The sequence below is a fragment of the Glutamicibacter sp. HZAU genome, from assembly GCF_004100365.1.
GTDB lineage: Bacteria > Actinomycetota > Actinomycetes > Actinomycetales > Micrococcaceae > Glutamicibacter > Glutamicibacter nicotianae.
Genome location: NZ_SCKZ01000004.1, coordinates 89,884 through 112,825 on the forward strand (window position 1 = coordinate 89,884; position 22,942 = coordinate 112,825).

24 protein-coding genes are annotated in these 22,942 nt (G+C 57.1%); 14 read left to right on the forward strand and 10 right to left on the reverse strand.

What is annotated here, in order from left to right; all coding sequences use genetic code 11:
• Positions 1-2: 2 nt before the first annotated feature.
• On the reverse strand, positions 3-1,040 hold the full coding sequence (locus tag EKH49_RS07145; protein ID WP_236641070.1) for an alpha/beta hydrolase: 1,038 nt from the start codon (positions 1,038-1,040) through the stop codon (positions 3-5).
• A 60-nt stretch (positions 1,041-1,100) separates the two neighbouring features.
• Here EKH49_RS07145 and EKH49_RS07150 point away from each other — a divergent pair, with 60 nt between their 5' ends.
• Entirely contained in the window at positions 1,101-2,165 is a 1,065-nt protein-coding gene (locus EKH49_RS07150) for a quinone-dependent dihydroorotate dehydrogenase (RefSeq protein ID WP_128470284.1), read from the forward strand.
• Between the two features lie 405 nt (positions 2,166-2,570).
• On the opposite strand, the gene EKH49_RS07155 is transcribed toward EKH49_RS07150, so the two are convergent.
• Positions 2,571-3,164: a DUF3043 domain-containing protein gene (locus EKH49_RS07155; protein WP_038991084.1), complete on the reverse strand. Its 594-nt coding sequence runs from the start codon at positions 3,162-3,164 to the stop codon at positions 2,571-2,573.
• 69 nt (positions 3,165-3,233) lie between these two features.
• Here EKH49_RS07155 and EKH49_RS07160 point away from each other — a divergent pair, with 69 nt between their 5' ends.
• The 6 genes from EKH49_RS07160 to EKH49_RS07185 all read left to right on the forward strand — a co-directional run bounded on the left by EKH49_RS07160 (position 3,234) and on the right by EKH49_RS07185 (position 9,268).
• Complete coding sequence (locus EKH49_RS07160; protein WP_128470285.1) at positions 3,234-4,643, forward strand: dipeptidase; 1,410 nt, start codon at positions 3,234-3,236, stop codon at positions 4,641-4,643.
• A gap of 133 nt (positions 4,644-4,776) precedes the next feature.
• Positions 4,777-5,151 carry a HesB/IscA family protein gene (locus EKH49_RS07165; RefSeq protein ID WP_038991082.1) on the forward strand — a complete coding sequence of 125 codons (375 nt, stop codon included), beginning with the start codon at positions 4,777-4,779 and terminating at the stop codon, positions 5,149-5,151.
• Between the two features lie 214 nt (positions 5,152-5,365).
• Positions 5,366-6,247: an aa3-type cytochrome oxidase subunit II gene (ctaC, locus tag EKH49_RS07170; RefSeq protein ID WP_128470471.1), complete on the forward strand. Its 882-nt coding sequence runs from the start codon at positions 5,366-5,368 to the stop codon at positions 6,245-6,247.
• 2 nt (positions 6,248-6,249) lie between these two features.
• Positions 6,250-7,968 (forward strand): aa3-type cytochrome oxidase subunit I, encoded by a 1,719-nt coding sequence (ctaD, locus tag EKH49_RS07175; protein WP_128470286.1) that lies wholly within the window; start codon positions 6,250-6,252, stop codon positions 7,966-7,968.
• A 2-nt stretch (positions 7,969-7,970) separates the two neighbouring features.
• A complete protein-coding gene (locus EKH49_RS07180; RefSeq protein WP_038991079.1) occupies positions 7,971-8,372 on the forward strand; it encodes a cytochrome c oxidase subunit 4 in 402 nt (133 codons plus the stop codon).
• A gap of 113 nt (positions 8,373-8,485) precedes the next feature.
• Entirely contained in the window at positions 8,486-9,268 is a 783-nt protein-coding gene (locus EKH49_RS07185; RefSeq protein WP_038991078.1) for a GntR family transcriptional regulator, read from the forward strand.
• A gap of 607 nt (positions 9,269-9,875) precedes the next feature.
• On the opposite strand, the gene qcrB is transcribed toward EKH49_RS07185, so the two are convergent.
• The 4 genes from qcrB to ctaE form a co-directional block, all read right to left on the reverse strand.
• The gene (qcrB, locus tag EKH49_RS07190; protein WP_128470287.1) at positions 9,876-11,543 is read right to left on the reverse strand and encodes a cytochrome bc1 complex cytochrome b subunit; all 1,668 of its coding nucleotides are present in this window, start codon (positions 11,541-11,543) and stop codon (positions 9,876-9,878) included.
• Positions 11,544-11,545: 2 nt separating this feature from the next.
• The gene (gene qcrA / locus EKH49_RS07195; protein WP_128470288.1) at positions 11,546-12,595 is read right to left on the reverse strand and encodes a cytochrome bc1 complex Rieske iron-sulfur subunit; all 1,050 of its coding nucleotides are present in this window, start codon (positions 12,593-12,595) and stop codon (positions 11,546-11,548) included.
• A gap of 70 nt (positions 12,596-12,665) precedes the next feature.
• Positions 12,666-13,460 (reverse strand): cytochrome bc1 complex diheme cytochrome c subunit, encoded by a 795-nt coding sequence (qcrC, locus tag EKH49_RS07200; protein WP_073706237.1) that lies wholly within the window; start codon positions 13,458-13,460, stop codon positions 12,666-12,668.
• A 76-nt stretch (positions 13,461-13,536) separates the two neighbouring features.
• Entirely contained in the window at positions 13,537-14,175 is a 639-nt protein-coding gene (gene ctaE, locus EKH49_RS07205) for an aa3-type cytochrome oxidase subunit III (protein WP_128470289.1), read from the reverse strand.
• A 287-nt stretch (positions 14,176-14,462) separates the two neighbouring features.
• Between ctaE and trpD the strand changes: the two genes are divergently transcribed.
• Positions 14,463-15,530: an anthranilate phosphoribosyltransferase gene (gene trpD, locus EKH49_RS07210; protein WP_128470290.1), complete on the forward strand. Its 1,068-nt coding sequence runs from the start codon at positions 14,463-14,465 to the stop codon at positions 15,528-15,530.
• 84 nt (positions 15,531-15,614) lie between these two features.
• On the opposite strand, the gene EKH49_RS07215 is transcribed toward trpD, so the two are convergent.
• Positions 15,615-15,896, reverse strand: a complete 282-nt coding sequence (locus EKH49_RS07215) for an Lrp/AsnC family transcriptional regulator (protein ID WP_128470472.1) — start codon at positions 15,894-15,896, stop codon at positions 15,615-15,617.
• 164 nt (positions 15,897-16,060) lie between these two features.
• Here EKH49_RS07215 and EKH49_RS07220 point away from each other — a divergent pair, with 164 nt between their 5' ends.
• Both EKH49_RS07220 and EKH49_RS07225 read left to right on the forward strand, forming a co-directional pair.
• Positions 16,061-16,657: a sigma factor-like helix-turn-helix DNA-binding protein gene (locus EKH49_RS07220; protein WP_128470291.1), complete on the forward strand. Its 597-nt coding sequence runs from the start codon at positions 16,061-16,063 to the stop codon at positions 16,655-16,657.
• The gene (locus tag EKH49_RS07225) at positions 16,658-17,200 is read left to right on the forward strand and encodes a hypothetical protein (protein ID WP_128470292.1); all 543 of its coding nucleotides are present in this window, start codon (positions 16,658-16,660) and stop codon (positions 17,198-17,200) included.
• Here the strand turns inward: EKH49_RS07225 and EKH49_RS07230 are convergent.
• Entirely contained in the window at positions 17,189-17,563 is a 375-nt protein-coding gene (locus EKH49_RS07230; protein WP_128470293.1) for a DUF3054 domain-containing protein, read from the reverse strand. The genes EKH49_RS07225 and EKH49_RS07230 overlap by 12 nt on opposite strands.
• 149 nt (positions 17,564-17,712) lie before the next feature.
• Between EKH49_RS07230 and EKH49_RS07235 the strand changes: the two genes are divergently transcribed.
• Entirely contained in the window at positions 17,713-18,693 is a 981-nt protein-coding gene (locus EKH49_RS07235; protein ID WP_128470294.1) for an arsenic resistance protein, read from the forward strand.
• A 365-nt stretch (positions 18,694-19,058) separates the two neighbouring features.
• Here the strand turns inward: EKH49_RS07235 and EKH49_RS07240 are convergent, their stop codons facing one another.
• Both EKH49_RS07240 and EKH49_RS07245 read right to left on the reverse strand, forming a co-directional pair.
• Positions 19,059-19,526, reverse strand: a complete 468-nt coding sequence (locus EKH49_RS07240) for an SRPBCC domain-containing protein (RefSeq protein ID WP_128470295.1) — start codon at positions 19,524-19,526, stop codon at positions 19,059-19,061.
• Between the two features lie 170 nt (positions 19,527-19,696).
• Positions 19,697-20,059: an ArsR/SmtB family transcription factor gene (locus tag EKH49_RS07245; RefSeq protein WP_161567469.1), complete on the reverse strand. Its 363-nt coding sequence runs from the start codon at positions 20,057-20,059 to the stop codon at positions 19,697-19,699.
• A 319-nt stretch (positions 20,060-20,378) separates the two neighbouring features.
• Between EKH49_RS07245 and zapE the strand changes: the two genes are divergently transcribed.
• From zapE to EKH49_RS07260, 3 genes are read left to right on the forward strand one after another with little or no spacing between them, the layout of a single operon-like run.
• Complete coding sequence (zapE, locus tag EKH49_RS07250; RefSeq protein ID WP_128470297.1) at positions 20,379-21,431, forward strand: AFG1/ZapE family ATPase; 1,053 nt, start codon at positions 20,379-20,381, stop codon at positions 21,429-21,431.
• Positions 21,428-22,069, forward strand: coding sequence for a peptide deformylase (gene def / locus EKH49_RS07255; RefSeq protein ID WP_128470298.1), 642 nt, complete (start codon positions 21,428-21,430; stop codon positions 22,067-22,069). Before zapE ends, def begins: the two co-directional genes overlap by 4 nt.
• Entirely contained in the window at positions 22,069-22,920 is an 852-nt protein-coding gene (locus EKH49_RS07260; protein ID WP_128470299.1) for a putative RNA methyltransferase, read from the forward strand. The genes def and EKH49_RS07260 overlap by 1 nt, the downstream gene beginning before the upstream one ends.
• Positions 22,921-22,942: the final 22 nt, after the last annotated feature.

Here is a 22,942-nt window from a genome sequence, read left to right on the forward strand (position 1 = left end):
GTTCAGCGCGCTGTGCCCACCATCCGCAGCCAAAGGCTCAAGTCGCGATACGCCGCGGCTCTGGCCGGTTCAGCGGAGGTGAACACATCGTGCATTGCTCCGGGAATTTCGGACAGGGTGACGAAACTGCCCAGCTTCATCGCCCGCAGGCGAGTCTGCTGAACGTCCAGTACCGAATCGCAATGCTGCATATCGGGGGAGTAGATCGTGCCGATGTGGGTCCGGTCCGAGGTGAGCACGAAGATCGGCTGCTGGAGTTTCAGCCCTTTGGCTACTAGTGCATGGCCATCGAAGATCGTTTTCAGCCATCCCGCGGTATTCGGAAAAGCGACTCTTGGCCGCCACAGTCGATGAACATCCCACTGGCCGTGGCTGTCGGTACTCAGTGATTGCCAGTAATGGTCGAATTCTGGCCCGCTGAGCTTCCGGCGCGGATTCGTGCGGGTGATCGCTTCCATCAGGCCATGAATGGGAATGCGCAAGAAGGCTGTTCCCTGGAATTCGAGCCATGGAGCATTCAGCACCAGAGCCTTGATCTCTGGTTGCCGGCGCGCAATCCATAAGCTAAGAATCAGTCCGCCGGTCGAGTGCCCTTGGGCCACTACTGGCAGGCCCGGATGCTCCTTGCGCAGCAGTTCCAAAGTCGCTTCAAGCTCTTCGTCGAAGTCCGCCAAGTCGTCAACGTATCCGGGCAAGGCATGTTCTGCTCTCAAGCTGCGACCATGCCTGCGCAGATCCAGTGCGTAGAAGTGGTATCCGTGGTGATGCCAGAAAACAGCCAGTTCACGGTTGTAGAAATAGTCGCTCCAGCCGTGCACGCTCAGCACGATTCCCTGCGTCTTGCGCCCGAGACGTTGCCGGAATCCTGCCGGGCGGTACCGAATCAGCGTTGCCACCACCGGGCCTTCGGCATCGGTTCCGAAATCCAGGGTTTGGTGCTCGAAATCGGGCCCCAGCGGATCTTCAACCCATTGCCCCGGGCGGGTGGAAGACATGAAGTCGGGCCAGTTGCTGCTTTCTGGGACGACGAAGTGCTTCATATCTTGAATACTACCCACCTCAAGTTGTCTGTTTCGGCCTCTTCGCGGGAAAATAGGTCTATGCGCATATACCCACTGGTCTTCAAGCACGTCTTCACCAAGATGGATCCTGAACAGGCTCACCATTTTGCCTTCAACGCGATCAAGATTGCGCAACGTGCAGGGCTCACCAAGGCAGCACGCAAATTCTTCGCCCCGGCACCCAAACTGAATCGCACCGTCATGGGTATCGACTTCCCATCGCCATTTGGATTGGCTGCCGGTTTCGACAAGGGAGCCACCGGCATCCTGGCGTTGAGCGACATAGGTTTCGGCCATGTTGAAATCGGAACGGTTACCGGACAGGCCCAGCCCGGTAATCCGCAACCAAGGCTTTTCCGTCTGGTTGACGACCGCGCGGTTATCAACCGCATGGGCTTCAACAATGAAGGTGCCGAGCGCGTGGCTGCCCGCGTCGCGGGTGCCCGCCAGGAGCTCAAGTCTGATTACGCTGGAACCCGTCCGGTGATTGGCGTGAATATCGGCAAGACCAAGGTCGTGGAGTTGGAGGATGCGGTCGCGGATTACCTGTCGTCCACTCGCCAGCTGGCGATCCACGCGGATTACCTGGTGGTGAACGTTTCAAGCCCGAACACCCCAGGACTTCGCCTGCTGCAGAGCGTCGATTCTCTTCGCCCGCTGCTTTCGGAAGTTGGCCAGCTGGCTGACAAGGTTGCAGGGCGGCACATCCCGCTACTGGTTAAGATCGCTCCCGACTTGAGCGATGAGGACGTTGCCGATGTCGCGCGCTTGGCCATCGAGCTTGAACTCGATGGCATCATTGCCACCAACACGACTATCGGTCGTGAGAACTTGAATAGCGATGCTGCCAAGGTTGAAAAAATTGGTGCCGGCGGACTATCAGGGGCTCCGCTCAAGCAGCGATCGCTTGAGGTTCTTCGCCAGCTGCGTTCATTGGTTCCTGCCGAAATGGCGTTGATCTCCGTCGGCGGCGTGGAAAATGCCACGGATGTGAAGGAGCGCATGGACGCGGGCGCGGACTTGGTGCAGGGGTACACTGCATTCCTCTACGAGGGTCCGTTCTGGGCACGTTCCATCAACAAGGATCTAGAGCGCATGCTCTAGAGCGTTGGGCGGGCAAGCCCCTCATCACTCTGGTACGGCCTCGATTTTCACAATCGGGGCCGTACAGCTTTAAGCTCGTTCAGCTACTGCGAAGCTGTCCCGACAATGACCTCGTGTGCTATCTCGCGCACGTGGTGAATCCAGAGCCAGGGAGGCAAGGGAGAAGCTGGAAATTTAGAGTGACAGGCTCCAGGAATCCTTGTATCCGCGTCCACAAGCACGAGACTCACCTCCAGATACAAGGCTGTATGGAAAATTTGCTGCTGGAACTGCCCGGTAGATGAAGATCTCCATTCTTCTTGTATTCACGTTCACAACGTTATAATCATGTACCACATGGAGGAATTAGATTAGAAAAGGGGCAAGCTCATGCGAGCTTGCCCCTCAGTGATCTAGCTGGATCGACTAGTCGATGATTTCGCCGCGCTTGACCTGCGGCTTCGGCAGGCGTAACTTGCGGAACTGCATGCCGCGCATCGCAGCGTACATGCGTACGCCCTTCTCCATGTGGCCGAACTTGGCAGTCAAGCGCTTCTTCAAGATTATGGAAGTCACGATGGCCTCGACGATGATCAATGCGATCACGACCCACAGGGCCAGCTGCACGAACATCTGAACCTGCAGATTGCTCTGGAATACCAGCGAGATGACCAAGAAGGCCAGGATGATGAACATCATGAACTCGCCGAACATCCAGCGGGAGTCAATGAAATTCCGGGTGTAGCGCTTTTGCTCGCCCTTATCGCGCGGCATCAGGTAGCGTTCATCGCCAGTTTCGTTCGCCAAGCGTAAACGGTTCTGGGCTTCGATGCGTCGTTGACGCTCAGCCTCCTTCGCGGCCTTGCGATCAGTAGGAACCAACGGACGTTGCCGGTTCGCCTGCTGCGCACTGCGCTTGGGCGTTGGACCGGTCTTTCGGCCGTCGGTGGATTCCGGGGCCTGCTGGGCAGGCTCCACATTTACGGGGGATTGAGGTTCATCCTTCTTACGTCCAAACACCCCTCCATCTTAGCCGGGTTTCGGCCACGGCGTGACATTCGATACCCGTGGAATTGCTAGGCTGAAGACATGACCGAAAATACTACTTTCGACGCCGCTGCTAGTGGTGTCGATATTGCCGCGCTCAAGAGCCATATCGAAACGAACTTCGAGAAGATCCTCGAAGAGCTCACCTCCCTGGTCGCGATCCCAAGCATCGCATGGGAATCCTTCGACCCGCAGAACCTGGAAAAATCAGCTGCTGCCGTTGCCGAATTGGCGAAGTCGGCTGGCATGGAGACCGTGGAAATCCTGCGCGAACCAGCGCAGAATGGCGCTATGGGCGCACCTGCCGTTGTCGCGCAGCGCAAGGCAGCCCCCGGGAAGCCGACCGTGCTGCTCTACGCGCACCACGACGTCCAGCCCCCAGGCAACGAGGCAGACTGGAATACCCCGGTCTTCGAAGCCACGAAGGTAGGGGACCGGCTGTACGGACGCGGCGCCGCTGATGACAAGGCTGGCATCATGGTGCACATCGCTGCGATGCGCGCCGTGCTGGATCTCGTCAGCGACTTCGGCGTCGGCGTAACCTACTTCTTCGAAGGCGAAGAAGAAGCGGGCTCCCCATCCTTCCGCAACTTCTTGGACGCGCATCAGGAAAAGCTGGCGGCAGACGTGATCGTCGTTGCCGACTCATCCAACTGGTCAGTTGGAACTCCGGCACTGACCAGTTCGTTGCGCGGCATGTGCGCGGCGGAGATCACCGTCCGCTCACTGAACCATGCGGTCCACTCGGGCATGTTCGGCGGCCCCGTCCTCGATGGCCCAGTCTTGGCTGCCAAGCTGATTTCCAGCTTCCACAATGACGATGGCTCCGTTGCCGTTGCGGGCTTGGTCGCCAACGACGCCGCTGAAGTCGATTTCGATGAAGCAGAGTTCCGCAAGGATTCCGGTGTCCTGGATTCCTTCCGGCTCGCTGGATCCGGGAAGATCACCGACCGCTTGTGGAATAAACCAGCGCTGAGCGTAATTGGAATGGATATCCCGAGCGTTGACCACTCATCGAATACGTTGCTGCCGGCAACGCGTTTCAAGGTATCGATGCGTCTTGCGCCAGGACAGAACCCAGCGGATGCACTCAAGGCCCTTGAGTCACATGTCAAGAGCATTGACTTGCGTGGCGCCGAAGTTGACTTCGTGGCTACGGAAGCGGGCAACGCCTACAAGGCCGATTTGGATGCTTCAGCCAATGACACTGCGCGCTGGGCACTGGAACAAGCTTGGGGCGTTGTACCAGTGAATATGGGGCTGGGTGGATCAATTCCATTCATTGCAGATTTGCTGGAAGTCTTCCCGCAGGCCCAGATTCTCGTCACTGGCGTCGAGGATCCTGATTCGCGTGCGCATTCAGCCAACGAGTCGCTGCACCTGGGCGACTTCCAGCACGCCATTGAGGCTGAAGCACTGATGCTGGCGAGGATCAACGCCGAGGGACTATGAAGCGTGTCATAGGGAGAGACACAAGGGGAGAAATCTTCAGCGTAGCGACGTAGGATAGAAGCAAGAACAGAGGTGCCAGCTCCAGAACAAACCTGGGGCTTGGTACCGCATCGAGCAGTATGGGAGGAAAATCATGACTGCATCTGTTGACCAGACCAAGGGCGACCCAACCGAGGTGCCAACCCACGAGGTAGAGATTTCCGACGTGGCAGCGGCCAAGGTTCGCTCGCTTCTGGAGCAGGAAGGCCGGGATGATCTTCGTCTCCGCATCGCAGTGCAGCCAGGCGGCTGCTCGGGCCTGATCTACCAGCTTTATTTCGATGAGCGCATGCTCGAAGGTGACGCGGTTCGCGACTTCGACGGCGTTGAAGTCATCGTCGACAAAATGAGCGTGCCTTACCTTGCTGGCGCATCCATTGATTTCGAGGACACCATCTCGAAGCAGGGCTTCACCATCGACAACCCGGCCGCATCCGGTTCCTGCGCGTGTGGAGATTCCTTCCACTAGGCCGTAGGGAACTAACGCCGCTGTTCAAACGTTGAAGAAATTTCTCGTTAGTACAGCGGCGTTTTTCGGCATTCTGACCCCAAAGAGGGTAAGCTCTACATTAAGTAGTAAAACTATGTTTCCCTTCGTGAGCCACCTCACCGTGCAACTCGTTTAAACCACGAGGTGACTTATGAAGACCACATTCTGCACCAACAAAGAGGAAGGGCCGTCTGTGAGTTCGCAAGACCGAACCGGCAGTCGCGGGTCCGCTAAAGCCAAAGTACTGGCTTTAGTCGGCACTGGCGCATTGCTGTTGACGGGATGTACAGCGGAGGCAAAACGCGGTTGGCTCCCAAACGTGGAGCGCGATACCACCAACCACACCGGGGCAATCCAGGATTTCTGGGTTCACTCGTGGATCGCTGTTATTGTCATCGGCGTATTGACTTGGGGATTGATGCTCTGGTGCGTCATTGCCTACCGTCGCCGCAAGAACGATACGGGTTACCCGCGTCAGCTGAGCTACAACCTGCCATTGGAGATCTTCTACACGGCCATTCCTTTGGTCCTTGTTTTAGTCTTCTTTAGCTTCAACAACAACCTGGAAAAGCAGATCAACACCCCTGTTGATTCTGAGGTTGTAGTGGACGTCCGAGCCAAGCAATGGGCCTGGGACTTCAACTACAGCTACCAGGGCACCGAGAAGTATTTCGCCGGTAAACAGGCTCACTTGAACACCGATGGCTCGGAAGGCGTTCGCGAAGAACTGCCAACCTTGTACCTGCCAGCAGGCAAGTCGGTAACCCTTGAGCTCAATAGCCGCGATGTCATCCACTCCTTCTGGGTCCCAGCCTTCTTGCAGAAGCTGGACATGATCCCAGGCAAGACCAACTACATCTACCTGACTCCACAGGTTGAAGGCAGCTACGACGGTAAGTGCGCCGAGCTTTGCGGCGAGTACCACTCGGAGATGCTCTTCAACGTTGAGGTTGTCAGCGAGTCCGAGTTCAAGGCTCAGCTGGCTAAGCTGGAAGATGGCCACATTGGTGAAGAATACGACCGTCAGCCAAATGCTGTTAACGGCGTCGTAGTAGAGCACGGGGAAGGAGAGTAATCATGACAACGTTTGAATATGCGACTGACGACGTAAAGTCGATTGCCCCAGCCGTAGTGCCGAAGTCTAAGGGTCGTCTATTCGTCGACTACATCACTTCGACCGACCACAAGAAGATCGGGTACATGTACCTGATCAGCTCGTTCATCCTGTTCTGCGTCGGCGGCCTGATGGCGTTGCTGATTCGTGCAGAGCTGTTCGAACCAGGCATGCAGATCCTGCAGACCAAGGAACAGTACAACCAGCTGTTCACCATGCACGGCACCGTCATGCTCCTGATGTTCGCAACCCCGCTGTTCGCTGGTTTCGCAAACGTCATGATGCCTCTGCAGATCGGTTCCCCGGATGTGGCCTTCCCACGTCTGAACGCCTTGGCATTCTGGTTCTTCTCGCTGGGCTCGATTATCGCTCTGGCCGGCTACCTCACCCCTCAGGGTGCAGCTAGCTTCGGTTGGTTCGCTTACGCACCGCTGTCGAACACCACCTTCTCGCCAGGCATCGGCGGCGACCTCTGGGTCTTCGGCCTTGCACTGTCGGGCTTCGGTACCATCCTTGGCGCCGTCAACTTCATCACCACCATCATCTGCCTGCGCGCGCCTGGCATGACCATGTGGCGCATGTCGATCTTCTCGTGGAACACCCTGATCACCTCGTTGCTGATCCTGATGGCCTTCCCGCCGCTGGCAGCTGCGCTGTTCGCACTGGGTGCAGACCGCCGCTTCGGCGCTCATATCTTCGATCCGGACAATGGCGGTGCCGTACTGTGGCAGCACCTGTTCTGGTTCTTCGGCCACCCTGAGGTTTACATCATTGCCTTGCCGTTCTTCGGCATCGTCTCTGAGATCTTCCCAGTGTTCTCCCGCAAGCCGATCTTCGGCTACAAGGGCCTGGTCTTCGCGACCATCGCAATTGCCGCCCTGTCGGTTTCCGTGTGGGCACACCACATGTACGTCACCGGCTCGGTCATGCTGCCATTCTTCGGCTTCATGACCATGCTGATCGCGGTTCCAACCGGTGTGAAGTTCTTCAACTGGATCGGTACCCTGTGGCGCGGCTCGATCACCTTTGAAACCCCAATGCTCTGGAGCATTGGCTTCATGATCACCTTCCTGTTCGGCGGCCTGACCGGCATTATCCTGTCGGCTCCATCCCTGGACTTCCACGTATCGGATACCTACTTCGTTGTGGCCCACTTCCACTACGTGGTCTTCGGTACCGTCGTGTTCGCGATGTTCGCTGGCTTCTACTTCTGGTGGCCAAAGTGGACCGGCAAGATGCTCAACGAGCGCCTTGGCAAGATCCACTTCTGGTTGCTGTTCATCGGCTTCCACGGCACTTTCCTGATCCAGCACTGGCTGGGCGTCATGGGCATGCCACGTCGCTACGCCGACTACATGCCTGAAGATGGCTTCACCACCATGAACCAGGTATCGACCGTCTTCGCATTCATCCTGGGTGCATCGATGATTCCATTCTTCTGGAACGTGTGGGTAACCCACCGAAACGCCAAGAAGGTTGAAGTTGACGATCCATGGGGCTTCGGCGCATCGCTGGAGTGGGCAACCTCTTGCCCTCCACCACGTCACAACTTCCACTCCATCCCTCGCATCCGTTCGGAGCGTCCAGCACTGGATCTGCACCACCCGGAACTGAGCGGACGGGTTACCCCCGAAACTCCGGTTGCGAAGATCTTCGGCTCGGCTGACCAGAAGGACGTATAACGATGAAAGTTGAATCCTGGATTTTCCTGGGTGGCGTCTTCTTCTTCACCCCGGTAGCAATTGTCTACGGTTACATGACCAACTGGGAAGAATGGGTCGGATTGCTGGCCTTGATCATGCTGGTCGGACTCTCGGCAATGGTAGGCGGCTACTTGCTGTTCACCGCTAAGCGCGTTGGCAACCGCCCGGAGGACCGTGTGGATGGCGAAATCCACGAGAACGCCGGCGATATCGGAATGTTCTCCCCATGGAGCTGGTGGCCATTGGTCCTGGCATCCGCGGCAGCTGTTGGCTTCCTTGGCCTGGCTGTCGGCTGGTGGGTCTTCTTCATCGGCGCCGGCTTGGCCGTCGTTGGTGTGACCGGCTGGGTTTACGAATACAGCCGTGGCGATCACGCTCACTAAGCAGCAACCCTAACGGGGTGGCAAGCACTTTTGCTTGCCACCCCGTTAGTCTTTTAATAACAGTTCTTCGAAGGCAATTGGCCCTCGGGATATCCAGTTCGAGGAGATGCAGCATGCGCCACGCACCGCAGCCACACGTTCAGGCGCACCTTGATCCGCAGAGCAAGCAAAGCAAGTACCGGCAGATCCGCGAGATTCTCAAGACTCATGCGCGCGAAGCCTGCAAACCCGGCTACAAGCTGCCACCCGAACGCGTGCTGGCTGAGCACTTCGGCGTAGCCCGCAAAACCATCCGGCAAGCCATCGACGCGCTGGTCGATGAACAGGTGCTCAAGCGGGTAGTCGGAATTGGGACCTTCGTCGTGCCCGAGAAACTGGATCTCCGTGTCCGCCTGCACTCCTACTCCGAGGACATGATGCGCCGCGGCATGGTTCCGGATGCCCACGTACTCGAATTCGCGGAGATCAAGGCCAACGCCAGCCTTGCGGCGCAGCTGATGGTGGAGGAGGGCACAGCAGTCGTCCAGTTCAAGCGCCTGCTGCTCGCCGATGGCATTCCCATGAGCCTGGACGAGAACTATATGCCCGCTGATCTCGTGCCGGGTTTCGTGGACGGCGAGCCGCCGTCCAAGCTATATCAAGCCTTGCACGAGCGCTACGGCATCTTGCTTGAATGGGGCGAGGATCAAGTGGAAAGCACTGCAGCCAGCAAGAGGCAAGCGGTGCTCTTGGGCGTAGACCCCGGCTTCCCGCTCCTGCAGATCACGCGCTACGCCTACATCGGCGATCGGTTGGCCGACTATTCTGTCTCGCTCTACCGGTCGGACCGCTACAAGCTGTTCGTTCCATTGCAGCGAGTCGGTACTCGCACGCCACGCTACACGGACACGTTCTGAGCTTGGGCTTGCGGCTCAGGTGTCAAGGACATTGGGTTCTGCCCAACCGCGGCCGCGAATAGTGCCCACTGAAGGCCAACAGTACTGCCCACTGGCCTATTCGTGCCGGCATGTCTATGGCCGTCATCCACGGCAACAGCCCAACCTCCGAAACGCCATCTCACGGTGCCCGGTAACGACTCCAACGACGGTGCCGTCGTGGGTTTCCTGACAATGTGCCAGGGGAGCGGTGCAGCCATCCGACTGCCGCGCTCCGGAATGGCGGCTGGGCTGGATCCCGCCCAGATTCAATTGCGGACGGCATTCCGCTTCCCTCGTACGTGACTAGAAATGGCGTCCGCGGCCGCAGGTTCTTCTCCGCACCCGGTAACCAACGCCGTTGCCGAAGGTGGCGGGGGAGCAGGCCCATGCAGACACAGGCATCGCGTACTGGAACAGCGCCTGAAGCCGTTCTAAGCGCCTGATAGATCCTCGGGTCGATCTCACTCCATATCTGAGGCTTTCGCTGACGCAGAGGTGCGCCCAAGGCCTCAGGAAGGATGGGTTAACCAAAGGAGGGACACACCTTGCGGTGTGTCCCTCCCTTTGTGACTGACTCGAGTCGCTATTACTTAGTGATCGAGTCCTGCTTGTCGCCTTCGACTTCATGGTGGCCGTGGGCTGCATGAGCAGCTTCCAGCTCCGATGGGGTTACCGGGGCGACGCGGTCTTCGAAGAAGAACTTCGACAGTGCCGCACGACGCTTCTCCGAACCGGAGACGTGTCCTGCTGCATCAGGCTGAGCCGGAATGTACTGGCGATCAACGTAGTTGGTCAGCAGGTAACGCTTGTAGACGTCAACTTCCTCGTGCTTCTCCGAGAAGCCACCCTCAGGCGACATCTGGATGATGCCGGCTTCGCGGCCATGCAAGACGATTTCGCGATCCTTGCGCTGCAGCGACAGGCAGATGCGGCGGGTCAGCCAGAAGGCCAGAATTGGGCCCAGGAAGAACAGCGCACGCAGCCAGTAGGTGACATCGTTCAGTGACACATGGAAGTGGGTTGCGATCAAGTCGGAGGAGGCAGCAGCCCACATGACGCAGTAGAACACTACGCCTGCCGCGCCCATTGCCGTACGGAATGGAGCGTTGCGCGGACGGTCGAGCAGGTGGTGCTCGCGGTCATCCTTGGTGACCCAGCGTTCGATCCATGGCCAGGCGAACATCACTGCGAACAGTGCGCCGGCAGGAACCAGTGCTGGCAGCAGGACGGACAGCACCAAGGTGTTGTCGCCCCATGGGAATGGAATAATCCATTCGAAGCTGAAGTTGCCGAGCACACCAGGCATCAGGCGCAGAGCGCCATCGACGAAGCCGATGTACCAGTCCGGCTGGGTACCAGCCGAAACAGGGGATGGGTCATAAGGTCCGTAGTTCCATACCGGGTTGATCTGGAACAGGCCGGCAATCAATGCCACGATGCCGAAGATGATGAAGAAGAATCCACCGGCCTTCGCTGCGTAGACCGGGCCAACAGGGAAGCCAACAACATTGTCGTTGGTGCGGCCTGGGCCAGGGTACTGGGTGTGCTTGTGGGTCACAACCATGAACAGGTGGACAACCAGCAGCAGGATGATGACCGCAGGAACGATCATGATGTGCAGCGAGTACAGGCGCGGGATAACCGCGTCGCCGGGGAACTCTCCGCCGAAGAAGAACATCGACAGGTAGGTGCCCACGATCGGCAGTGCCTTCATGACGCCATCGATAATGCGCAGGCCGTTACCGGACAGCAGATCATCTGGCAGGGAGTAGCCGGTGAAGCCGGCTGCAAGACCCATGATCAGCAGCAATCCGCCGACAACCCAGTTCAGTTCACGTGGGCGACGGAATGCGCCGGTGAAGAAGACGCGCAGCATGTGCACGGACAGGGAAGCAACGAACAGCAGTGCGGACCAGTGGTGCACCTGTCGCATGAACAGGCCGCCGCGCACGTCGAAGGAGATGTCCATGGTCGAGGCCATAGCCGTCGACATTCCGATGCCCTTCATCGGTACGTACGAGCCGTTGTAGGTGACGTGCGCCATCGACGGGTCGAAGAAGAAGGTCAGGAAGGTGCCGGAGAGCAGCAGCAGCACGAAGGTGTACAGCGCCACTTCACCGAACATGAACGACCAGTGGTCAGGGAAGATCTTGCGACCGAATTCCTTGACCATGGCCGACGCGCCAACGCGGGTGTCCACGAAGTTCGCGATGCGACCGGTGGAGGTCGATGCTTGGTACTCGTTAGTAGCCATGATTAACCACGCTCCCAGTACGATGGGCCAACTGGCTCGTGGAAGTCACTCTGGGCGACCAGGTAGCCCTCGGAGTCCACGGTGATTGGCAGCTGTGGCAGTGCGTGGCCAGCCGGGCCGAAGATGACCTTGCATTCCTGCGTCAGGTCGAAGGTCGACTGGTGGCATGGGCACAGCAAGTGGTGGGTGTGCTGCTCGTACAGAGCAATCGGGCAGCCAACGTGGGTGCAAATCTTGGAATAGGCGACGATGCCGTCGACGTTCCAGGTTTCGCGTCCCTCGGAGATCTGCATTTCCGCTGGATCCATACGCATCAGCAGAACGACGGCCTTGGCCTTTTCGTTCAGCGGGTGCTCGGCCTCGTTCAGGCCTTCTGGGATCACGTGGAAAGCGGAACCGATCTGCACGTCCGAAGCCTTGATCGGGGTACCGGATGGGTCGCGGGTCAGACGGACGCCCTTGTCCCACATGGTGTGGCGCAGGGAATCAATCATCTGGTTCGCGGTGTTGCCGGTGCGGTCCAAGTCGCGGAACATGAAGATTGCCGGGATTGGAGCCAATGCAATGGCGCCGATCAGGGTATTGCGGATCAGCGGACGACGCTTGATGCCGGATTCCTCGATAACGGTATCGATGATCTCGACGGCATCCTGGCGATCTTCTTCCGAGCGGATGTCGTGGCGCATTTCCATGAGCTCGTGATCCGGCATCAGGGTCTTGGCCCAGTGAACAATACCCACACCGATACCGAGCATCGCGAAGGCGGTGCCCAGTCCCAGTGCAGCGTTCTGCACACGCAGTTCAGCGAAGGTCATCTCGCCCAGGTGGCCCAGGACGAAGTAGGCCACGAAGAAGAAGAGCGTGCCGATGATGGAGATGGTAAATAGGAGCGCTACTTGACGCTCATGTCGCTTGGCTGCGCGCGGATCGCGATCTGCGAGACGCGGACGATGCGGTGGTAGGCCCGGATCTGGGAAACGATCCTGAGCCACATCGTCAGCCTTAGCAACGGTGCCCGAGTTTTCGGGACTGCCGTGACTATGGTCGCCCATGTTTCTCTCTCATCCTTCTGTTAGGAATTTATGTACGTAGTGATGGTTACGGCCGAGGCCGTGGTTTGCCTTAGGAAGGACGCGAGGTCAACCAAATGGTGAAGGCAATGATGATGCCCAGACCTGCGGTCCAGGTGAACAGGCCTTCAGCAACTGGACCCAGGGAGCCCAGGGCTGCACCGCCAGCGGAACCATTGGCTTCAATGGTCTTCAGGAAGGTGATGACGTCACGCTTCTCTTCTGGGGTGATGTTCGAGTCGTTGAACACTGGCATGTTCTGCGGGCCGGTAGCCATCGCTTCGTAGATGTGCTTTTCGGATACACCGGTCAGGGTTGGTGCGAACTTGCCGCGGGTCAGCGCGCCACCGGCAGCAGCCGCGTTGTGGCACATTGCGCAGTTCACACGGAAGACGGTGCCACCGTGGGCGGCGTCGCCCTGGGTGGTATCCAAGTATTCCTCATCAGGGATCGCTGGGCCTGCACCCAGGCTTGCAACATATGCTGCCAGCTGGGAGATCTGCTCGTCGTCGAACTGCACTGGCTTGACCTGGGCCTGTGGACCCTGCATCTGCATCGGCATGCGGCCGGTGCCGACCTGGAAGTCCACGGAAGCCGCGCCAACGCCGATCAGCGATGGACCGGAATCAGAGCCTTCGGCATTCATGCCGTGGCAAGTAGCGCAGTTGGCGACGAAAAGCTTCTGACCTTCTTCTACATCGGCCTGCGATGCAGTAGTGGTCTCAGCTGCCTTCGCTTCGCTGATGTTACCGGCTGCAGTGTAGAGACTGCCGGTAATCAGCAATCCGAACAGAAGCAGGGCCACAGCGGCGAGCGGGTGGCGGCGCTTTTTCGAAAGAGCCTTCACTTGCTGGTTCCTCACTTAGTTTCTTTGGTGTGGTGTTGCCGTACTTCTTGTTGAGGCAACTAATGAATTTAAGCTGCTACTTCAAGAAGTAGATGATCGCGAACAGGGCGATCCAAACAACGTCAACGAAGTGCCAGTAGTAGGACACCACGATGGAGCCGGTTGCTTCGAAGTGACCAAACTTCTTAGCCAGCATCGCACGACCAATGATCAGCAAGAATGCGATCAGACCACCAGCGACGTGGATGCCGTGGAAGCCGGTCGTAATGTAGAAGGCCGAAGCGTAGGAGTTCGAGTTGATGGCCACGCCCTCGCTAACGAGGACAGCGTATTCGTAGGCCTGGACCGAAACGAAGATCGCGCCAAGGATGAAGGTAAGAATGAACCATTCAATCATTCCCCATTCCTTGAAGTTGAACAGCCCGCCGGAACGGCGAGGCTTGAATTCTTCGGCACGGAACACGCCTAGCTGGCAGGAGAACGAGCTGGACACCAGGATGATGGTGTTAACCAGCGCGAACGGCACGTTGAGCTTGGCAGTTTCAGTCGCCCATAGTTCGGGCGCGGCAGCCCGGAGGCTGAAGTACATGGCGAAGAGGGCGGCGAAGAACATGAGCTCGCTGGAGAGCCACACCATCGTTCCCACCGACACCATGTTTGGGCGGTTCGGCGCATGTGGCGCCGTCGTATTTGGGGCATGAGTCGCAGTTGTCACACTGACATTATGTCTCTAAATGGCCCTCAGATACCAATGCAAAAGCGGGTTCGAGGAGGTTTGTTGCGACACATCACGGCAACATCCGCGGAAACATGCGGAAGTACGGAGAAAACTCTTTCTACAATTCGTAGAGCTTGATTCGGCGCGTCTCGCGAAACATTCATTTATGCAACGAAAGTGTTACGTATTTAACCTTGGAAACTAGACGTTTTTAGCGACCTGAGCCACATCATTTAGCGACATGAATTGGGTGGCGTAGCCGGTGTCTCGATAGGCTTTCTCATGTGTCAACGAGCCTTGTAAACGAAAAGTTCCCGACGTGGCCAGATCTATTGGCCACCCTGATCGACGGTGGCGATCTCAGCCGCGAACAGGCCGCTTGGGCAATGAATGAGATCATGTCCGGCGAGGCGAGCGACGTGCAGATTGCCGGCTTCCTGGTTGCACTGCGTTCCAAGGGTGAAACCGTGGCCGAATTGACCGGCCTGGTGGACTCCATGGTGGCCAACGCACGACCATTGACCATTGACGCACAAACTTTGGACATTGTCGGAACTGGCGGCGACCGCCAGAATACGGTTAACATCTCCACCATGTCCACGCTGGTCTGCGCCGGAGCCGGAGTGAGCATAGTTAAGCACGGCAACCGCGCGTCCTCTTCGTCCTCGGGATCGGCCGACGTGCTCGAAGCCCTGGGTGTCCGCCTGGAGGTACCAATCGAGCGCCTTGTAGAGGTGTACGACAAGGTTGGGATTGCATTCTGCTTCGCCAATGTTTTCCACCCCTCAATGCGCCACGTTGCCGGAGCGCGACGTCAATTGCGGATACCCACAGCCTTCAACTTCATGGGTCCGTTGACCAATCCGGCCTTGCCGAGCGCCTCCGCCATCGGCTGCTCGGACCTGGTCATGGCGCCAATCATGGCTGGCGTCCTTGCGAGCCGTGGCGTGCGCGGCCTGGTATTCCGCGGGGACGACGGACTGGATGAGCTGACGACCACTGCAGCAAACCGCGTCTGGGAAGTACGGGACGGCAAGGTCACCGAGTTCACGTTCGACGCCGAGGATGTAGGCCTCGCTCGGGCGACGCTCGATGATCTCCGCGGCGGCGACGCGCAACACAACGCAAGGGTTGTACTCGATGTGATCTCGGGAGCGACCGGCCCTGTTCGGGACGCAGTTCTCCTCAATGCGGCTGCGGGCATGGTTGCATACAACGATACGGCCGAGGGCAGTTTTGAAGATCGAATGCGCGTCGCCATTGAAAAGGCAGCACGTTCCATTGATTCGGGTGCGGCGAAAGCCGTCTTGGACACCTGGTCGTCAACGACTCAGGCGATCGTAGGGGAGTAGCTTCACCAGATAGCAACAAAGCCGGTCTTTGGTTCACGACTTTACAATCGCTGAACCAAAGACCGGCTTTGCTATTGAAGCTACCTAGTCACCGAGACCCAGGGAAAAAGCTGCTTCGAGATCATGCTCGGAATATGCGCGGAATGCGATGTGGGTCTGGGTGCCGCGAATGCCTGGAATTTTGGAAAGCTTGTTAGCGATGACTTCGGCGAGGTCCTCGTGCTTGTTGACCCGTGCAATGGCAATCAAGTCCCAGTCGCCTGCGACGGAGTAGACTTCACTGATGCCCGAGATTGCGGAGATCTGCTGTGCGCACTCAGGGATACTGTCAGTTGCAGTCTGGATCATGACGAATGCGGTGACCATCACTATGCCTTTCAGTTCTAACTTATCGCCTGGCAAGAGGCGGTTGATCTGGAATCAACTGTAGTCGAAAAGCTTTGAATGGCAGGCATGGATGCATCACCGGACTTAGCAAAGTACAAGAATTTTAATTTGTAGATTTTAATACAAAGTTTTATGATTGTTCCATGATTGTCTTGACCATTGACCAGCGACGTTCCCGATCCACCGAAGACAAGGTGGAAGCACTAGTCAAGCAAGCTAATGCTACCGTTTCTGTGGTCCGCCCGTTCCAGCGAACCGCCGGCGATGAGGTTCAAGCTGTTTTGGACGATGCCAATGAAGCGATTCGCCTTGCAGTGATGATGGCGGCATCGGGGGGCTGGAGCGTTGGCCTTGGTTTCGGACAAGTCGAAACGCCGTTGCCCGAGGAAACCCGTGCCGGGCGTGGGCCAGCCTTTGAATATGCCCGTGTCGCAGTGGAACGCGCAAAGAACACCAATGCGCACATCGCTGTGCACGGTCCTTCGCATGAAGCTACCCGCCTGGAGGCCGAGCTCCAGTTGACTGCCTGCATCGTTTCCAAGCGGCGGGCCACCGCGTGGGAAGCAGGCACGTTGGCCGACGAGGGCATGACCCAGCAACAGATTGCCAAAGAACTGGGAATCACTCAGCAAGCCGTCTCTTCTCGCCTGTCGGCCGCGCTATGGTTTGAAGCGAACCGGATGATGGACGAAGCTGCGAAATCACTGACCAGACAACTCAAGATGCTAAAGGAGCAGTAAATGCTTTGGATCGCGTGGGGGAGTCTTGCGCTAGCGGCCTTCGTCTCGTGCATAGCAGCCTACCTCGGCTACGCCAGGGGAAAACGCGCTCGCGTTCGTGACTGGCTCGTCGTTGGTTCTGGCTTGCTCGCACTTCTTTCGGCCCTGTTGGCAGTAGCTTCCCAAACATCTGTGCAGATGACGGGGATTTCGCCAGTTTACGCCATCGTCCTGAGCTCCATCTTTGCCATAAGTTTCGGTGGCCCTTTTACGGAGCTCATTTTTCGGCTTGCCGCCAAGAATGACGTCGAGCTCCAAAAGGAGGAGTCCGACCCGTCTCCGCTTCGCGGCGGACTTTGGATCGGACTCCTGGAACGGACGGCAATTGTTGGGAGCCTCTGGGCAAGTTGGCCAGAAGGCATTGCTGTCGTCCTGGCAGTTAAGGGTCTCGGCCGCTTTTCGGAACTGAAAGATCATCGAGCAGCTGAACAGTTCATCCTCGGGACTTTCGCCAGCGGACTTGTAGCCGCAGGTTCCTATGGGCTCGGACTGCTATTTATCTAAGCGCCTAGCCACCAACGAAGTTACCAGCCTGCGCCCCATCAAGAACGCGCCCAGAACCAACGAAGCAACGATAATGAATGGGACAGCGGCGGTGGAACCAAAAACGATGCGCAACGCAAGACCCGCTGCTACAGTCCCTACCCAGACCAGCACGCCTGCAGGGAAGAGCTTATTGATTGTGAACCATGGCCTGGACAGAATGGTCATCGCCACATAGGCGATCAAGAACGGCAAGGCTGTCATCAAGATGCCACTAATGCTCAAGGCATGTTCATGTTCACGCCGGCCGAGCAGAGCGAAGAGAACAATCAGAACAACGTCGACAGCCATCCACAATGGCCACTTTCGAATAGATTCCTTCATGTACTCATCATAGGTTTACCCCTCTGAACATGAATAATTTGGTGCTGTTTCGAGCGATGTCGACTCAGACACACGCGTGAGCGATGAAGGCTCGCCACAAATGTTCTGGCATTCCTACCAGATGGAAGGTCTGCCCTAGCATTAGTTTCATGAAGACGTGGCCTGGCAGTGCATGGATGCAAGCTCACCAGATCGCTCTCTATCTCACCGCGATCGCGGCCGGATGCGTCTTCGGCCTGGTTTTGCCGTCAGCCAGCAAGAGCCTTGAAATCTCGGTCAATCCATTCCTGGGCCTGCTGCTCTACGCTACTTTCCTGAGCATGCCGCTAACGCGTTTGCCCGAGGCCTTCCGGGACATCCGGTTCATGGGTGCATTGTGCACCATCAACTTTGCCGTAGTGCCGATCGTGGCGTTCGGCTTATCGCGACTCGTGGCGGGGGACCAGTCTCTGCTCTTCGGGGTGCTGTTGGTCCTGCTGGCACCCTGCATCGACTATGTAATCGTGTTTACCGGCTTAGCTGGGGGAGACAACCAAAGGCTGCTGGCCTCCACACCGTTCTTGTTGATTTTGCAAATAGTGCTTGTACCGGCCTACCTATACTTGTTTGCTGGCCCTTCAGCAATCAACATGATCGTTCCAGCGCCTTTCCTGATGGCGTTGCTGGTTCTCATCGTGCTTCCCTTGCTCGCAGCAGCACTAACCCAAGCACTGTCGACGCGATTTGCGCGGATGGAGTCCATCGGCGATTGGGCCGACTACCTCATGGTTCCCTTGATGATGGGAACGCTGTTTTGCGTGGTCAGTTCGCAGATCTACACGGTGCAGTCCAGCTTTGCTCAATTGGCGCTGGCAATCCTTGTTTTTATCCTGTTTATCGGCGTTATGAACATCCTTGGATACTCTGCAGGAAAACTCTTCAAGCTTCCCACGGCCTCACTGCGGGCAGCCATATTCAGCGGTGTCACACGCAATTCGCTGGTAGTGCTTCCGCTGGCCCTGGCCCTGCCGGCGGAGCTGGAATTAGCTTCTGCCGTAGTCGTGAGCCAGACCCTGGTAGAGCTGCTTGGCATGTTGGTGATGGTTCGCTTCGCACCGAAACAAAGCGCCACATTGCAATCCAAACGATAAGCGATTCATCGTGAATATATTGATGCACCGTCGCTAGGTGCTCAATGAAGCGAGCGAATGGGAGCTGTTCATACCGCACGACGATGGCGGAAAATGCACAACCAAACAGCTTATTACTCGAGCCTAGATACAATCCGATGAACACTGGCCTCTTCGCATATCCGTCAAGGGAGAAACCGCGGAGATGGCCGAAGGTAAATCCAGCAGACCATCATTCGCGGCCATGCATGCAGAAGACGAAGCGACGATCCACTACGTCCAAAGGGGTGTATCTGCGCAGTCATGCAAATCGTCTACTCCGTCTAGACACATCGGAACCACCTGTCAGCAAACACAGGCTAGGGGAGAGGTGCAGGCAATTCGCCCTAACTCTCGTATATTTCCCGGTAAAGATCCCAAAATTGATCCATTGACCGCGGCGCTCCAACCAAGACGGACTCCAGATAGGTTAGATGCGTTTCCCACCCTGCCAAGTAAGTTGCAACGTCGACGCTGAGATTGGAGTGAGTGAGCACGAGTTCAGCTCTGTTCGTGACGGACCGCAGAATCCCACTAACCTTCGATTCGGATTCGTCCGGAAACTTCCAGGACATCTCAAGCGCCGCTGCTGGATCAACCTGCCCAATCAGGCTTTCGCAGATATAGTCTTCCGCATGTTCGATCTTCACAGTTGAACCCACAGCAAGGTTGCCAGCGCGGTGGGTACCCAGCCAAAGCGGCAATGTCTGGCAGCCAGTCAGCACATTCCAGAGTCGGTCAGTCGATACGTCGAAAGACCAACGAAGAACTACCAGACCCGACGAAGCGTCCGCGAACTTTCGGATGAGTGGCATATGAAGACACTACGTCGATCCTTTGTCGTCGCCAAGGAGAATAGCGCACTGAAACCCGAATCGGGAGGCCTAGATTTCCACTACTTTACATAATGTAGATTATCGGCTTATCAGGAATACGGCTGGAAGTGGCTGCACTCGTCCCATTGACCATGCATTTCCACAGTTGCTTATTGGTCTTCCTCTTGGCGCGCATCTTGCAGATCAAGCCGATGTTTTGCGAAGTCCAAGGTCTGTCGGATGAACTCCCGCGATCGCTCGTCGTGCATCGAGTAGATGACATGGCGTCCGGACTTCCTTGTTTGAAGGACACCCGCGGCCCGCAACCTGGACAGCAACTGGCTGGCGACCGTTGGGCTGACGCCAATCAGCTGGGCCAGATCAGACAGAGATAAATCCTCCATGGACAACGCCCAGAGCATCTGAAGTCTTGCTGGATCAGACAAGGTCTTGAGCACGGTTACCGACATGTCCAAGAGATCGCTGGAGACGATCCCGTCTTCAGTCGTTGGGACAATGAATTCGCTGGTCATCTCAAGCACTCCCTCTCCGCCAATCGCCCGCCCTAGCCTGATCCAAACGTTGCAGCCGAGCCCTATGGGTGTGTCCATTATGGCCACGGATCGCGATAAAGCGATAGGTGCGCACAAAATTCACATGGCTTGTGCGGTTTCATGGTCGAAACTGGCAGCACTCCCCTGTTTAAATCATCCACTTATATATACACCTCATAGCTTTTGACTAGCAGTTTTTGTCACGGTATCGGAACACAAGTCTTTCCTGCCAGCTGAAAAGGTGGCGATTGCATCACAGAAGATTGGTCGCATCAGTGCTCGGTGGCAAAATTTAGATATGGCTAAACCGCTGCTAGGCATTCCCCACAGGAATAAGTACGCTCGTCGGATCCGTGAATCGCTCAAGCTGCAACATATCGAAGTTGACCCGGTCCAGAGTGAACTCATCGACCTCTTGGGACGCACTTTGCGCGCGCAGTCGCCCGCCAAATACCCCGGTGTCTATATTTACGGCCCTCCAGGCCGCGGCAAGACACTCATTATGAACACCCTGGTCTCAGTCTTGCCGGAAGCCACCACGGCGCGTTTCCATTTCCACGAGTTCTTCCAGCGTTTGAATTCGCTGGTCAACCGGGTCCCTGGACAGCCACTGGGGGCGATCTTCGCGCAAGGGCTTGAGCGCGAACTTGCTGGAATCGAAGTCCTGGTTTTCGATGAATTCCATTGCACTGAACCCGGAGATGCGATGTTCATGGCCAAGCTCATCCGGCATTGCACGGAGCATGAAATCCAGCTGTTCACCACGTCGAACTACGGTCCGGAAAAGCTGCTCGATGATGACACTTTCCATCACCTGGTGCAGCCAACCATTGACCGGATTCAACGGGACTTCATCGTTTTCTCGCTTGATCATTCAGTTGATTATCGCCAGCTCGCATCCGATCCAGAACTCGTTCACGAGGGATACCGGAACGGCTCACTGAATCTTTTCGAGATGCCAGACGACATGCCACTTCACGATACGATGATCGAGATCGGCTACGACGAAATCGGTCCTGTGCATTTGGATGCGGATGAGATCTGGATCGGCTTCGATCAAATCTGCCGAACCCGCCGCAACACTGCCGATTATCTGGAGCTGGCAAGCCGGTACTCGCGCTGGCATATAACCTGCATTCCAGCCAGCTCCAACCTGCCGATGGATGAGGAACGCCGGCTAGCGAATCTCATCGATATCTTCTACGACAAGAACGTCGAAGTGCACTTGTACGCCGCAGACAATCTCGCCGATCTTGGCCATATGCTGCATGACACTGAAAAGGCTCGTCTCACCTCGCGCCTAGCCCAACTACAGCTCAACGAATACGAACGGACTAGCGTATCCCGATGAACACCCGATACTCCGCGCAGGACATCGAGATTTTGGTTCGAGAAGTCCTGGAGACGGCCAACGATGGCCTCGTTTTGCCTATTGTGCAGCTAGGGCATCCAGTGCTACGTCAGCAGGCCGAAGCCTACGACCACCAGCTGCCACAGGAATTGCTTGAAGAACTGCTGGATGCGATGCGCCAGACCATGTACGACGCACCTGGCGTTGGGCTTGCAGCGCCTCAGGTGGGCATCCCCCTGCAGATCGCGGTACTCGAAGATCTCTATCCAGTTCCAGAGGAAATTGCTGCGCAACGAGAGCGTGAACCGCTGGATTACTTCGAGATCTTCAACCCTGCTTATGTTGCCGCCACGGACCGTGAAGCAGTCTTTTATGAAGGCTGCCTGTCCTTCGAGGGGTTCCAAGGCGTAGTCACCCGCCCCGCCGATATCACCGCAACTTACCAAGACCGCGACGGCCAGAAAATCACGCGCAATTTCTCCGGCTGGCAGGCCCGTATTTTCCAGCACGAAACCGATCACCTGTCGGGCACCGTCTACATCGACAAGGCCGTAACCCGCTCCTTGATCAACGAGTCCGAACTGTGGCGCCATGAAAGCATGGACGTCGCAACTGCACAAAAGGTACTGAAATTCTGATGTCCTCCGGCACTACCAGCGTTACCTGTCCGGTATGCGAGCAACCCCTGGGCTTCATTGGAACCCCGGGCAGGACCCTGAGCTGCGATGCAGGGCACCGCTTCGACGCCGCGAAACAGGGTTACTTCAATTTCTTGACTGGCAAGGGAACCAATTTCCTTGAAGACACCTCGGCCATGGTCCAGGCCCGTGATGCGTTCCAAGCCAAGGGGCATTACGAGCCTCTGGCGCTCGCGCTGTCCCAGCTAATCAATAGCCAGCACCAAGGAGGTTCTCTCGACGTGCTGGATGCGGGCGCAGGTACCGGCTACTACCTAGCAAGAATCCTGGAACACTCCCCTGCTGCCGAACGTGATGCGTTGGCCTTGGATATCTCGCGCTATGCAATGCGTCGAGCCGCGAAAGTTGCCAGCACGCTCGCCGTGGTTTGGGATGTCTGGCGAAAATTGCCCACGGCTGATCGATCACGGGATGTGGTGCTCAACTGCTTCGCTCCGCATAACCCCGCCGAGTTCCAGCGCGTGCTCCGTCCCGGTGGGATATGCATTGTCGTGACCGGTGAACCGGAGCATCTGAACGAAGTCATCGAGCCGCTGGGCATGCTCTCCGTCGCCCAAGGCAAGCAAGCAGCCCTGATTGAAAAATTCGCCGCCGAAGGATTCCTCCATCGCGAATCCACGAAGCTGACCTATCGAATGAATCTGAATGCGGATGATCTCTTTCAACTTGCATTCATGGGTCCATCCGGTCACCACCTCTCCCCCGAGCTACTGCATCAGCAAGCCCTCGAACTGGGTGACCAGGCGGTAACCGCCTCCTTCGGAGTACACGCATTCGTCACGCAGGGCTAGAAAATACCCCAAAATGACTACA